The sequence below is a fragment of the Chryseobacterium gallinarum genome (assembly GCF_001021975.1).
Classification (GTDB): domain Bacteria; phylum Bacteroidota; class Bacteroidia; order Flavobacteriales; family Weeksellaceae; genus Chryseobacterium; species Chryseobacterium gallinarum.
In genome coordinates this window covers 2867739-2882978 of the sequence record NZ_CP009928.1, presented here as the reverse complement: position 1 = coordinate 2882978, position 15240 = coordinate 2867739, and the positions used below count along the sequence as shown (strand labels likewise).

8 protein-coding genes are annotated in these 15240 nt (G+C 37.4%); all 8 read right to left on the bottom strand.

Going from position 1 to position 15240, the window contains the following annotated elements; genetic code table 11:
* Positions 1 to 523: 523 nt before the first annotated feature.
* A complete protein-coding gene (locus OK18_RS12935) occupies positions 524 to 1306 on the bottom strand; it encodes a hypothetical protein (protein ID WP_128572538.1) in 783 nt (260 codons plus the stop codon).
* Positions 1275 to 8264 carry an RHS repeat-associated core domain-containing protein gene (locus OK18_RS12930; protein ID WP_053328246.1) on the bottom strand — a complete coding sequence of 2330 codons (6990 nt, stop codon included), beginning with the start codon at positions 8262 to 8264 and terminating at the stop codon, positions 1275 to 1277. Before OK18_RS12930 ends, OK18_RS12935 begins: the two co-directional genes overlap by 32 nt.
* 51 nt (positions 8265 to 8315) lie before the next feature.
* Positions 8316 to 8819: a hypothetical protein gene (locus OK18_RS12925; RefSeq protein ID WP_050022579.1), complete on the bottom strand. Its 504-nt coding sequence runs from the start codon at positions 8817 to 8819 to the stop codon at positions 8316 to 8318.
* A 307-nt stretch (positions 8820 to 9126) separates the two neighbouring features.
* Entirely contained in the window at positions 9127 to 9969 is an 843-nt protein-coding gene (locus OK18_RS12920) for an SH3 domain-containing protein (RefSeq protein ID WP_228377607.1), read from the bottom strand.
* Between the two features lie 8 nt (positions 9970 to 9977).
* Positions 9978 to 10805 carry a 50S ribosomal protein L11 methyltransferase gene (gene prmA / locus OK18_RS12915; protein ID WP_050022580.1) on the bottom strand — a complete coding sequence of 276 codons (828 nt, stop codon included), beginning with the start codon at positions 10803 to 10805 and terminating at the stop codon, positions 9978 to 9980.
* 464 nt (positions 10806 to 11269) lie between these two features.
* Complete coding sequence (locus tag OK18_RS12910) at positions 11270 to 11983, bottom strand: 3-ketoacyl-ACP reductase (RefSeq protein ID WP_050022581.1); 714 nt, start codon at positions 11981 to 11983, stop codon at positions 11270 to 11272.
* 189 nt (positions 11984 to 12172) lie between these two features.
* A complete protein-coding gene (locus OK18_RS12905; protein ID WP_082129189.1) occupies positions 12173 to 13738 on the bottom strand; it encodes a calcineurin-like phosphoesterase C-terminal domain-containing protein in 1566 nt (521 codons plus the stop codon).
* Positions 13739 to 13784: 46 nt separating this feature from the next.
* The gene (locus OK18_RS12900) at positions 13785 to 15230 is read right to left on the bottom strand and encodes a SusD/RagB family nutrient-binding outer membrane lipoprotein (RefSeq protein WP_050022583.1); all 1446 of its coding nucleotides are present in this window, start codon (positions 15228 to 15230) and stop codon (positions 13785 to 13787) included.
* Between the last annotated feature and the right edge of the window lie 10 nt (positions 15231 to 15240).

Genomic DNA, 15240 nt, shown 5'->3' with positions numbered 1-15240 from the left:
TTTTGTAAAAATATTAATTCTGATCAGAATTCAATGTTTTTTTATACAGTAATATTCACATCCGTAGGATATTTTACAATTACATTCTATGAAGTAATAAAAATCCTAGAGAATCATGAAGAATAGTTCATACGCTTCATTGTATAAAAACTCCGTTTCATCAGCTTATTTTGCCGGATCAGCTCAGGTTTTGTTTTGATAAGCAGCAATTCATCCTACATTTACATCGTAAACAAGCCGGCAATTACTCAAAGTTAGTTTTAATTATTTTTTAAGGAAATATTGATCAAGCATCAATAAAGATCTTTTTGTGCACTTTAATTCCTTGTAGCCATTGATTGGCTCAACTATACACTTAATCATGTTTGGTAGGATTGGTTTTTCCAATCCTATTTTTATGTATAAAAACAAAATTGAGAAGCAATATCATAGAATTTACACCATACAAAAGCCCTTACAAATCTTGCAAGGGCTATTTTAATATAAGCTGCCTGATCTGACAGTTAGTTGTAGCAGAAAATGATTATTTTTCCACCTTTAAATTTATTTTACCTGAATAACAGTCTTCTTTTAAAGGCTGAGCTTTAAAATTCCTTATTTTAGTTGTATTACGTTCATCCAGGTATTCCCTGATCAATAACGGATCATTATGCACTTTTATCATCATCCGGTATACATCATTTTTAAGGGCATATCCTACTCCATTTTCGAAATAAGGATTATAATCATATAATGCAAAATCTATATCGGTACTGACTATAACAGATTCCCCGGGTTTTATAAAAACAATATTATCATTAATGTACTTTGCCCGTACTACCCAGTTTAAGGGTTGGGATCTAAAATAAAGATCTTTGTATTTTTTCACAGCCTCTGTACTGTCATTCTTAATCCTGAGTTCCTGCTGGCTCCTTTTATTAAATTCATCAGGCGTAAACTGCGGAACAGATTTAAAGTTCGTGAGCTTAAGAGGACTTTCAGCATTTTTGCTTTGAAAAAGAAGCAACCTTGGATTAAAAATCATCTGATCTTTCGGTATCTCCGCACCTTCCTTATCAAAAATATACTCGTCAGGATTCCCAAAAACTCCAAAGCTTTTTTTACCAAGAATCAAATAAACATAATCACTGGATGTATTGAGCAGCTTATAACGTATTGAAACGGGATGATACCCATCATCATTCTTATAAACGACATTCTGGTTTAAAAGCTCAACAGTTACCTGTTGAGCTTTAATGCAGTTTATATTAATTATTACAAAAAGCAGGATGATTTTATTTCTTGCCTGCCCAATAAGCGTTAACATATTCATTGTATAATCTCATTAATGACCTTGTTGAAAAGCCGTTATCCATTAAAAAGCACTCCTGGATACCATTCAAAGCCACTTCATTCCAATAGCGTGCACCCTCTGCAACATTCTTAGTGGCAAATGCCGCCTGGTACTCATTAAATCCATACTTATCATTGATAATGTTCCAGTTTATTCTTTTCCCGTCAAGCATCTGATTCAACATCTTGTCATAGATTCCCGAAGTTAGGAAAAAATGGTGATTAAGTTCATGGAAAAGTGTAATGGCATAATCCAGTACTGTTTTGTTAAAATCTGCATTACAGTTTAACATCACTTTACCGCCTTCGTAACTTCCATAAACGCTTCTTCTTGTCCATTCCTCTACGATAGTTACCCCTCCTTTAATATTAAGCCTTTTAAATTCAGGTACTTTAGTCACCAGTAATTCAGGATCTTGTGAGGTTGCACCGCGATCCGGATCTATATCTGCACTTTCAAGGTAAGATCTTATGGTTGATTTCTTGCCAAGGCTGTGGAAATAGTGATTTAACCCTGCAACCACGCCTCCTACCAGTGCTCCCTGCCAGAAATTTCCTCCTGTAAGCTCAGCTCCGATACCTCCCATTACGGCTCCTGACAAAACCATACCTTCTGCACTTTTTGCAAAACTTCCTGCTACTTCCTTAAAGATTGTAGCTCCCATACTTCCCAGGAACCCTGAAATCATACCAGCCTGGTGTGTTCCTCCCTGCATAAGGGACAATGTTCCCTGCGCAATACCATGTGCTGTAGCCTGAAGGAATGCCGATCCCACTTTACCGATACTTGCCGCAAATTGCGTTGCCGCCCCGGCCGTGGTGGTAAATATACTGCCTATACCATAGGTGACAGCTCCGGAAAGGGCTCCAAAAAACTCTGCTTTGAAATAACCTAACAGCGTAAATTTCTGTCCGGTGATAATCGTATTGATAATATAACTGGCTGTACCTACCATCGCTCCGATAACGATAGCCGCTACAAAAGCCTCTGTAATCCCGAAAATATATTCTCCACTCGGATCACTGAACAGCAAAGGATTATTGAATACATAACCATATTTGTTATAATTCTGTGTATTGTAAGGATCCTGGATATTTTCATCAGCATTCAGGAATCTTCTTAATAACGGATCATACAATCTTCCGTTCATATGAATAATCCCCACTTCTGAAAAATATTCGTGGCTTGTATACCCACGTTCAACCACCATTAAGCCTTTCTGGATATATTCGTTGATTGAATTTTTGTCTGTAGTAACAACTCCTGTTCCCACTTTCAGATGAGTCAGGTTCCCCCACGCATCAAAATGTCGCTGTTCCAGCCTTTTACCATCTTCATCGCTTATAGCAAGGATGCTTCCCAAGTAATCTTTGTGTAAAAATTTATATGTTCCAACAGCTTCATTATATCCTTTGATAAGCACAATATTACTTTCATAAGGACTTCCCCCGATATAGATCATATATTTTTCCTTTTTATCGCTGTTACTCCTGATGACTTCAAAACTACCGTCTTCACTATAGAATTTCTTATATCTGCCATCCTGGCTCGGACTAAAGTTTCCTCCATAGTTGACTACCTGGCGCATAGAAGTCAGCCCATACTGGAAAGAGACATCTCCTTTAATACCATTAATATAAGTAGGATCATTATTTTCATTATAATTGATATACTGAATCAGGTCATTGTTATAATTCTGGACTCCTGCTGAATTCAGGTTTGCGCTGGTTGCCTGATAGATTTTGCTGCCATCTTCATAATTGATGGTTCCTACCTGATCATTTTCCATAATCCTTCCCTTTGCATCATAAACATTGGTAGAATTTTGTCCTGTTTTAGGGTTTGTCCAGGATATCAGACGATTGTTATCATCATAGCTGAAGGTTTCCGTAATATTAAAATCACCTCCCGTAGTTCTGGTTTTCAGCTCATTTTTAATCGCATCAAAAGTATAGCCTACCTGAAGTATTCCGGATTGACCGGCAGACGAATGGTTGGTGCTTGACAGGAAACCGTTGGTATCATACATATTAGTAATCGTAGTCTCTCCTAATTTGGATAAAATAGCCTGTCCGGATGCATTTGTATCCTGCAATTCCCACAGAATCTTATCTGTACGTTTATCTCTCAAACGATACAATTCACCGTTCCATGCATTGTATTCATTGATAATATTGGCTTCAACAACAACAGTTCCTGAAGTGATTGTTTTTACATATGATTTTACTTTGGATCTATCATTATAGAAAATATTCTTTGTAAAACGTTTTCCATTACTGTTTTCTACAGTAGAGGAAACTCTTCCCTGGGGATCATATGTTGTTGTTACTGAATAGTTTCTTCCATTGGATGAACCTGCTCTTGAAACCAGCCTTCCTTTGGTATCATATTCAAAAGTAATGGTTTTGGTGGTTGAAGCTCCACCATCGGAAGACAGTTCTGTCTGTGTTACCAGCTGCCCTAAAGCATTGTAAACATATTGTTTGGTTCCTTTCGGACTGGTGATCTTCAGAATTTGTCCAAAGCCATTATACTCATATTTGTAGGTTCCGTTAGATGGATCAGTAAATTCTGATCGTCTTCCCCAGGCATCATATTTTGTAATTACTTTATTGGTATCATAAGCTGCTTCAATCTGTTCATCGGCAGCGTTATACTTAAACTGAATCACACCTCCTTTATCAGTGGAAGAAACAACATTTCCAATAGCATCTGTTGTTTTAGAAACCGTTCTTCCATATCCATTAACTTCCTTAACCGTTGTGGTAAATCCGGAAACAGAGGTAATACTTTCTTTACCATTGAAGGATATTGCTGTAATTTTGGCAGGGAAGAAATTATCATCATAAGACATGGTGTTGGTCTGGGTAGGACTCTGCCCTTCAAAATACGGCTGGGTTTCGAAAATCTTTCTACCCAATGCATCATATCCTATATCTTTGGTAACATATTTACTTACTCCAAATGCTTTGGCTGTTGATTTATAATTTTGTCCAATTGCATTGGTATAAGTCATTTTTTCATTCCCGTCAGGAGAAGTTTCTTTTACCCTGATTCCCATCCCCAACGCCAGTTTGTCATAAGTATAAGTGGTAGCACCCGAAAGACTTGAAGCCATCGTAAGGATTTTACCCCAATTGTCATAAACATTCAAAATAATATTCCCAGACGGATCAGTCTGCTGCGTCATCTGCCCCCAGTCATTATAGATCATATTGGTTTCCAGTCCCAGATTATCTATTGTCTTAATGATGAAACGGCCTTTATCATCGTAAGCACTCTGGGTAGTCTGAACCTGTGAATCCACGCTATTGGAAACTACTTTTTTAGTAACATTCCCAAAACCATCATATTCATAACTTTCCTGAAGATATCCTGAATTATCCCTGTTCCAGTTTTTAGCAGTCTTTATCAGGTTGTTTTCATAAGTGAATTCTTCCTTACCGGATTTGGTATCGTTATAAGCCTGAACAATATTGTTCTTTGATTTTATTCTGCCTATATAGTAATCTGCATTTACACCTCCCGGATTGTTATAATAATCAAATTCGGCTGTTTTAATGGAATATCCGTTATTGATATTGGAGATTGTCCGGGCCGGTAAATAATAACTTCCATATTCTGTAGTGTTAACAGTAACCGTATTGGTTAAGAAATCCTTTGTTCTGGACAGATTTACAACCGAGGAGGTCACAATTTTTGCTTTGTCATCCGGTGCTACCGAAGTCACAACCTGTCCGTTTAAGATTTTATCTGTCGTATAGGAAGTGCTCTTGAGCGCCAGCAGCTCGGTATTCGTTTCCGAAAGATTAGCCGGGAAGATTTTAGCCTCGTCGTTGGTTCTTATTGTCCATTCTTTGACAGGAACAGATTCATTAAGAGGATCTACTTCTGCTCCCATCCACAATTTAGCAGCTTCAAGACCAGGGGCAAACCAGGTGGATTTTGCAAACTGCCTGAATCCAATCACTCCTCTTCCATGGAAATGGGAAAGCATTCCCCTGTATCTGAAATCCTGATATAAGATAGAGGTAGGACTAACCTGAATCAGCTGAGAAACAACAGAAGACTGCGGAACTTTCTCTAATTCTATATACGGATAAGGTTCTGTTTTAATTGGTTTATAAAAAACAGGATCAGTTGTTGAATTGAGTTCTTTATATAAAATATTGGTAACCACTTCTCCTTGCTTAATCTGCGTTACTCTCGCAATGGTTGGCAGGAAAGTATAGTTATAATGAAGGACATAATTATAATCACATTCTGCTCCCTGACAATCTACAGGTTTACCGGTAAGGATGATCTGCTGGTTCTCCCTGTTAAGGCTTAAGGTACTGAACGGGATAACCTTTTCATTATACCCTTTAAGCCAATATTTGGCACGGAAGAAACTGATTCCGCTATTGGTATCTATCGGTACCGTATTCTCCGTATTTATAGCCATAGGGATATTTACCCCAGGGAACGGTGAATGTGTTGGATTATAAATAATACTTTTATTAGAGCTTCCTGCCAGTTTATTAACAGAATAAACAGCAACACTTACATTGGTCCATTCCTGGTCGCGGTGGGCATTCCATTCGTGGTCGTACAACAGTACATTGGAAACCAGGATTTCCGTTTTTCCATCACCATCCAGATCACTGGTCTGGTATTGGAACATTCTCAGCATTCCATAGGTACATCCGCTTTCATAAAAAGTATTATGGACACCCGATGTTAAAGTTTCTGTTCCGGCTTGATAAAGAATGAAATTATTCAGATAATATTTATTAAACTTTTTTCCATCTGAAATATACAGGTCCCAGTTGTAAGATTTGTTAGCCTGCGGTACCAGGATATCCATTTTAGAGTCTCCATTAAAGTCTCCGAATAGCATGGCAGTATATACCGTTCCTACAAAATTCTGCCCTGCAAAATTACCTACATTCACATTAGAGTAATTGTAAGCAAGGTCTCTTTTGATATTGAAAACACTGCTAAATTGAGAATTAGTCTGCATTATAATTTCCTGGATCCCATCCCCGTTCAGGTCGGCAAACTTGATCGGGCTATTAGCATTTCCCACTGTAGCACTAAACTGATAGACACTCTGTGGCATTCCCAGATTCTGCTCAAGATCCAGCAATATATAGGAGGTATACAGCTTTAATGTCTGCCCCGGGGCTATATTATCCGGCTCTTCCTCCACAGGGGGCACACCGGACTCCGTATTGGTACCATCTATATGAGGTTCCACATCTTCTCCCATTGTTCCGGGCGTTTCGTCCACAGGAGTATCCTGACTGACGGTTCTGGTAATTATTCCCGGATCAAGCGGATCTCCATTACTGCAAAGCTGGCTTATCCTGAATTTAAGCACCAGTTCAGAGATCCCATCTCCATTATAATCATAACTCAATGCTTCACTGATAGCCGGAACAGACGGGTTATTACAACCAAATCCGCCTTCGTCAAGGTAAGGAGCAAAAGAATCATAATCAATGGTTTTAGAGTATTCAAAAACCAGCTGCTGATTAGGAATATCGATAGAGTATACCTGGAATTCATAATCTTTTTTATAGGATACACTCGTAGCTTTAGGTACAGGAATGACAAGCCCTACTTTATTTTTAACGTAATTGTCTTTCTTAAAAGTAACCGGAACAGCGTTTTTGAAATCATTTGCAGTAAACTTCGAAGCGTCATACTGCAAAGAAATGGCGTTTACTCCAAGATACACGGAACTTCTGTAATTGATAACTCCTGCAGACACAAATTCAATATAGTCTGCAATACCATCCATATTGAAATCTGCATACTTCTTCGTATTAAAGTTATTGACGTTATACTGGCTCGAAGTTTCTTCAGAACCCGTAGAATTGGAGGCATATCCAAAAGTAACAGGATTGGAAGCCTCATTGGCAGCATTATATTCTGTAATCTTATCTACGAATTCATAACTTGTTCCATTATCTATATAATTGATCACATATTTTTTAAACTGTGCCAGGTTTGCTTTCACTGTCACATCTTTCAGGATTTTCTGCTGAATGTGTAAAACTCCCTGGTGATAGGCTGTTTCCTTTTGCGCCCTGTCAATATAATTAAACTCTATGGAGTTAAAATGGGGCTTGCCCAGCACTTCATTTCCTCCCCATTTTATGCTTTTAATGAGGGTGATATTACTGTTGTTAAGTTCGGCATGGTCGTATTCATAAGAAATATAATTTCCTTTAGTATCTCTCCATTTTATGATGTTATACTGCAGGTCTGTGGTTGCGGCAGGATTATTGGGAATATTACCAAACCATGCCTGGGAACCGTCTTCAAAATTCACTTCCCAGTATAATGGTCCGCTCCAGGGTTTCCCGGCAACTGCACCATAGGATTTTATTCTCAGGTTGGAATACTTTTCGGTTACATACTCAGCACCGTCTTTTCCGTATTCACCGGATTTAAGGATCAGCCGCTGTCCGTTAAAACTATACAAATCCGTATAATCCGATTGAATTCCTATGATTTCATTGTTTTTTTCTATATTTTTATTTACTCTTGCTATGGCTGTGATTCCTCCGATGTTCCATCCGTATCCGGCAACACCGTTTCCTGAACCACTGGCATACAAAAGATTCACCTGGGGAGCTACACTTTTTACCCCCGGCGGAAGGGCTATGGGTAAAGTAAATTGCAGCTGTCCACCATTGTTGACCTCTATATTTCCTTTGGTATCGTGAAATTCATTAAACTGAACTTCTGTTTTATTTGTAGTCACCGGCAGGTCAAAAACCTGCCCTGATATGGGGATTTTCTTTCCAATGGCATCCGGGGAAAACTTGCCGGACTTTGAAGCAGATTTACCGGATTTAAGCTTAGAACCGACATATTTACCGTTCTGAGCATAAATCTGTACAGCCCATATTGATAAAATGAAAAGTAATATCTTTCTCATATATGGATCTATTTTAATTGAATTGTTAATGATTAAAGAGTGAAAAGATGTTTAGATTTTCGTAATGTTCTTACTTAGTCTTCTTCCATCTTTGAGTGTGAAGGTGAGAATATATACTCCCATGTACTGTTTAGACATATCAATCTGAACTTTTCTGTCTAATGAAGAAATCCTTGCATTTTGGAATACCCAATGGATGGTACTTTGCTCATACAAGCCAATATCAGCAATAAGGTCATTTACCTTTTCGTTCCAGGTGATTGTTAAAACATCTTTTACCGGAACGGGGTACACATTGATGTGGCTCCAAAACTGACTTTCAGACATTGTATTATTCTGAGTCTCCTGAAGCGTTGCCAGTTCAGCTTTTACTTCAGGTATTTCATCGTCTTTAGGCGCCACCCTGCTAAAAATTAAAGGTAAGTCTCCCCGGTAAATTTGATTTCCCGCCTCATCATGGGAAAAATAAGCTTTAGCCTGGGGCTGAGGAATGATCTGGCCAATAGCCATAGGGCTCATGGTCACTGCCAGAATTTGCAATAACGGAATTTTCATGTTTATTAGTTTTTAAATAAATTTTCAAATCAAAATTAACGTTTTTTATGATATATAGAAATTTTATTTATATTTTTTATTATATTTTCAATAATCCCTTATTTCATGCGGTTTTCCAACTATACAATCTTAAAAAAAATTACAAATATTCCCTTTTTAAATAAAAATAATTAATAAAAACTGTCATCAAGAAAACATATTCATTATAATAAATTAAAATCAATTAATTTTTTCAACAAAAAAACCACTATGATAATTTTAGTGGTTTTTGTTATTCATTAAAAGTCGAAATGTAATTCTTCAATTATTATTTTAGCTTATAAGAATTTCCATCCCAAAGATAAATTTTAGAGGAACGTTTCTTTTTTTCACGGTCTTTATCATCTTTTTCCATCTCTTCCGTTTTAAAAATAAAAGCATTGGGAATTCCCCCTTTATCATTAGGAAAAATGTACTCTTCGCTATGATAAAACACATCTGCATCTCCAACATTCATCAACTGAGGCAGCGCAATTAATTTTTTATCTTTAAAGAGGATATACTGATCATAGCTTGCAATCCCACACGCTTCTCCGGAAACCATTGCTTTCAGTGTCAGTTCAACATTCTGCAGCTTATGATTGCTTTCAATATCGAAGGTTGCATAGCTCAGCTCTTCCTCTCTTCCTGTATCAAAATATACCTCATCAAGCAGCATATTTCCTTGCATCACTTTCACTCCGGCTATATTTTGCTTTTCGGTAGTATTCAATTCCTTGCTTTTTTTATCTATCGTTTTTGAGAGTCCAAAAAGGAAATCATAACCATTTTTATTACGGTACCCTACACAAAGGTTTCCACCCCAAACATATCCTTCAGAAGTTACCCCTCCTTTCTGATAAGAGATTTTATACCAGTTGGCCCTTCTTTCCCCCAACTTTAAAATCTTTTCTTCTTTTTTAAGGATCATTACCTGCGAATTAGTCTGCAATGAATCTGCAATTTGCGCACTCACATCAGGCTCCTTTCTCACCCTTGTCCAGTCCGTAAAAACCTTTTGGTTTTTATTTTCCTCAAAACCAAAAATTCCATTTGCATACACTTCATTTTCCTGCGCTGTAAAAAACTGCAGTGTCAGTAAAAATAAAGCCGTCCATAAAGCCTTCATCATTGTATTTATTATTTTTCAAGCAGCAGGCTTACCCACTCTTCACGCTGCAGCTGTTTTTTAAGTTCAAGACCGTTTTCTTTACACACCTCCAGGATATCATCTACATCAAAGAAACATAGCCCGGAAAGCAATAATTGTCCCCCTTCATTCAATACGGAAACATACGCCGGAATATCGGAAATCAAGATATTTCTATTGATATTAGCCAAAATAATATCGTAGTTTTCTTTTCCTAAATTTTCAGCAGTACCCTGTTCAATATCCAGCCCTACATTATTCCTGGCCGCATTTTCTTTGGAATTCTCTACAGACCACTCATCAATATCAATTGCTTTGGTATCTCCTGCTCCCTGCTGTTTTGCATAAATTGCCAATACAGAAGTTCCGCATCCCATATCCAATACCTTCTTTCCATGGAAATCAATATCCATCATCTGCTGGATCATCAAATGAGTAGTAGGATGATGTCCCGTTCCGAAAGACATTTTAGGCTGAATAATAATTTCATGCATTCCCGGTACAGATTCATGGAACTCTGCTCTGATCAATACTTTATCATCAATATTGATAGGCTCAAAATTCTTTTCCCATTCTTCGTTCCAGTTGATATTAGGCATTTCTTCGAAAGAATATTCAATCTTTACATTTTCATTCCCGAAAAGAGGCAATGCCTTCAATGCTTCTTCATTAAATAAGTCCGTCTGAATATATCCTAAAATTCCGTCAATTTCTTCTGTAAAACTATCGAAGCCTATTTCTATAAGCTCTGCCATTAATATTTCACTCCAGGGTTGTAATGGGGAAATTTTGAAATTGAATTCTAAATAATTTTGCATGTGTATAATTTGCTGCAAAAATACTAATGTTATTATTGTTAAAAAAATGGAAGGGGTAAGTTTTGGCTAAAGCCGAAGGATTTTTATTTTTTGGTTGAATTGTGCATGGATATTTTGTAATCTAAAAGCTAATTGCTTAAAGGCTTTATCTTGTTGTTTATTTTTTTTAACCACAGATGACACGGATGTTCACAGATGTTTGAGGATATTTTTTTGTTTATAAATGGCAGATAACGGACTATAAAAATCTTTGATTTTTAAACTTTTGTACTCTTCTCGACGCAATGATTTTAGCTTAAAAAACTAAAGTGTTAAAAACTTTTGTGACTTTTGGTTGAATTGTTAGCTACAGATGATACTTTTTAGCTAAAACCCATAAATAAAGCGGGCTAAAGCCCGCTTCCTCTGAATTATCTGTTTAATGGCTTGTCAATTTTTTACCAATTTTAAATTTAAATTTGAAATTATGGATTAGTAGAGAAAATAGACCCATTAGCGATCAGCGCTCTCCTGTTCATTTTCAAAATATCCCTCACCCATTCTGCAAAGTCTTCAGGTTGTAATACTTTATCAGGATTTCCATCTGTAAGACCTCCCTGGATACTCATATCGGAAGCAATCGTACTTGGTGTCAAGGTAATGACACGGATATTTTGTTTTCTCCATTCCGCCATCATCGATTGTGATAAAGAAATTACAGCTGCCTTAGATGCTGCATACGCTGACATATTAGGCCCTCCTTTCAATCCTGCAGTAGATGCTACATTTACAATATCTCCTTCTCCTTTTGCCTTCATGAATGGATATACCGCCTTTGCTGCATAATACACTCCGAACAAATTAGTTTTGATCACCTGTTCCCAGGTTTCAGAGGGCATTTCTTCTAATGTTCCGAAATCTCCGATCCCTGCATTATTGATTAGGATATCTACTCCGCCAAGCATTTCAGCCAAGGTGTTAATACCTGCCTTTACAGCAGCTTCATTATCAATATTGAAAACCGCATATGCAGCATTGACGCCCAATTTCTGGATTTCATCAACTGTATTTTTAAGGTTTTCCTCGTTTCTTCCCGTGATCGCTACATTCACTCCTTCATTGGCCAAAGCTAAAGCAACCGCTTTACCTAATCCTCGTCCACCACCTGTTACGATGGCATTTTTTCCGTTTATATTCATAGTAGTAATACTTTTCGTGGTACAAAGTTACAAAAGAACATTTGTACAGAGCAGCAGAATATCAATTTTAATAATTTTTTACCTTCATCTGCTCATACTAATTTTTATTAAATTTGACGGAATAGAAAAGCCGGTTCCCACTGAACCGGCTTCAAAATCTAAAAAAAGTATAGTAAAAAATTAAAAAGCTTAAGGAATCTGAATAGAATTCTGAACATCAAATTCTTCTGAAGCGGAATATTGATTTCCATACATATCAGTTGCTCTCACGTCTATTGTATGTTTTCCCAAAGCAAGTTTTTTCGGAAAGCCTGCTTCCCAGATATGTTTTGACATTTCAGGGTTGGAAGGTCTTCTGCCTGCTAAAATATTCTCTGTAGTATCCCATTTGAAAACAGAAAGTGCAAAATTCGGATCTATGGTCTCGTCGTATTCCATTTCCTCCCATTTTCCATTATCTATTCTGTATTCTACTTTATCTTTTTTGCTTCCCATGAAGAAATTAGCCAATATTTTTGCTGATGTTTTTGATGGAAAAGGAATTACTTTCGGGATATATAGTTTGATTTGATAATCTTCAGGTTTTCCGGCTGTTTTATACTTTACTTTATACTGGTTATCTGTAAAACTGATAAAAGAATATCCTTTGGCTGTTCCGTCTCTCATTGTTGAAGTAGGAAGTCCCGCTTCATCAGGTGTTCCCGAATACCAGTCTCCACATGTAGTTCCCACATTATACTCATGCAGCTCTTTCATCCCTTGCCAGCCTTCTTTTTTACCATAAAAAATCTGTTGCTGAATATGGGTATGGGCAGACAATACCAATACATTCTGAAAAGGGCTCAGGAAATCGAATAATTTCTGACGATCCGCATTCCGGAAGTTATCCTCATTTTTATGTTCCAAAGGAATATGAAAGGAGACAACAATCAGCTTATTTTTGTCTACCAGTTTCAGATCATTTTCAATAAACTGAAGCTGATCTTCACGGAATCCTCCCCAATACCCTTTACCATCTCTCGGATCCGGATATAAAATATCGTCTAAAATAATAAAATGGACATTTCCATAATTGAAAGAATAATTGGCAGGACCGAAATTCGACTCAAAGGTTTCATCCGAAAGATGATCCTCTTTCGCATCGTAGTTCATATCATGGTTTCCCATTACATTATACCAAGGTAGCCCTATTTCTTTCATTACATCAGCATAAGGTTTCTGTAAGCTCAGGTTATCTCCTACCAGGTCTCCCAAACTGATCCCCAACACTGCATTTTTCTTCGTATTTTTAACCTCATTCACAATTCCTCTTTTGAAGTAATCCAGTTCTTTTTCAGTATAAGGCTGTGGATCTCCAAAGACAAGGATGTCAAAGTTTTTATTTTCATTTTGTTTATACAGTGGGAAATTCACTTCTTTAGGAAGTTCTCCTGTCGGGGCTGTTCCTTTGTATTTGAAATCTGACGGCGACCCCTTTGGTTTGTGATGATAATAAAACTGAGGCAGATTATTACCGTTTAAAGCGGTTTGGTACCCGGAAGGCTTGATCACAAAAATAGTCTGATCTTCCTGAACAGGAAGGCTATATCTTCCGTTTTTATCCGTTAAAACAACCTGAACTCCATTAGAGACTGCAACTCCTTCAATTCCTTTTTCGCGGTTTTCTTTTTTTTGGTTTTTGTTGCTGTCTTCATATACATATCCGGAAACGGAAGACTGGGAGAATGCCATCGCAGATAACAGCATACATGGCATCAAAAATTTTATAGTTGTACTCATTTTTTATCTTTTTATTTTATTCTTATTTATTCCACCACATTTTAACATTGATATTGTCTCCACCCATCTGCTGAACTGCTGCCTGATAGTTGGCCGTATTCAATACTTTAGGATTAGGCGGATACATTAGCCTTTGAGGAAGATTTCCGTTATTAAGCAATCCTCCGTTGTTTGGAAGTTCCGGGAAGCCCGTTCTTCTTTTTTCAAACCATTGCTGCTGATCTACGAAGAAAAGGGAAATATACTTCTGCAACATAATCCTTTTCATATCCGGTTGGTAAGCCACATTCTGATTATCAAAATAATTCGCAGGAACTACTGCTCCCCATTGTTCAACAGCAGCCTTCACTCCATTTTCATAGAAAGTCTTTGCATTTCCGGTAATAATTCCTTTCAGGGCCAGCTCTGCCAGGGTAAACTGAAGTTCAGCATAAGGGTAAATAAAGATTTTCAGTGGTGCCTTGGCCAGGTTTTGATTAAGATTCGAAGGCTGGTAATTAAACACTGTTCCGAAAGGATAGCCAGATGGCGCACCCATATATCCTATATTAACATTATTAAGGTCTCTCGCCTGTGAGAAAAACATGGGTATACGCGGATCATTATTGGCTTTTAAAGCTTGTAAAAAGAAGTCTGAAGCCGCTCTTCCGGTGGTAAAATCCTGTGGTCTTGCAATAGGTGGCATCAAGGGCGAAACGCCTGAAATATCCAGCTTGGTCCCATCTGCATTGCTTTGAAATATGGGATAAACGATGGGATTATTTACAATCTCCTGAATCCTTTCCTTAACGTTTACTTCTCCATCCCTGTTTAAAATCCTTGTTAAGAGCCTCAAAGAAAGAGAATTACAAAACTTTTTCCAATTGGTAATTCCGTTAGCATCCGTATCAGCCTTATAAAACAGGTCGCCTCCGGAAAGGGTTTTATTGGTAACAAAAAGGGCGTTTGCAGCTTTTAAATCATCCAGCAGACCTATATAAATATCTTTTTGTTTGTCAAATTTAGGTTGTAAAATCCCGTTATCCAGCTGTGAAGCCTCAGAATAGGGAACATCTCCGTATGTATCGGTAAGATTGGAATAAATCCATGCATTCAGCACCATTGAAATTGCCTGATAGTTTTTGTCACCTTCAGAAATTGCTGCTTTTTTAAGGTCATCAACCTGCTTTAGCCACCGGTAAGAATTATTCCAGAAACCGGTTCCGGTATTTTCTGTAATATAATATCGGCTCAATGAATTCCCTTCGTTAGGGAAGTCCAAAGAAACCTGCATGATATCAAAAGTAAAGTCATTCGCTCTGTTATACCCTACCGAAGCCATATTATACTGTATCGGGATCAGTAAAGAGCTGGCAACAGGTTCATTGATACGGCTTGTATCTTTATTGATTTCTTCAAGGCTTCTGTCGCATGAAACAGCAGTACTCACCAGAGCCAGGAATGAACATATATAGATTAATTTTTTCATTTTTTCTGAT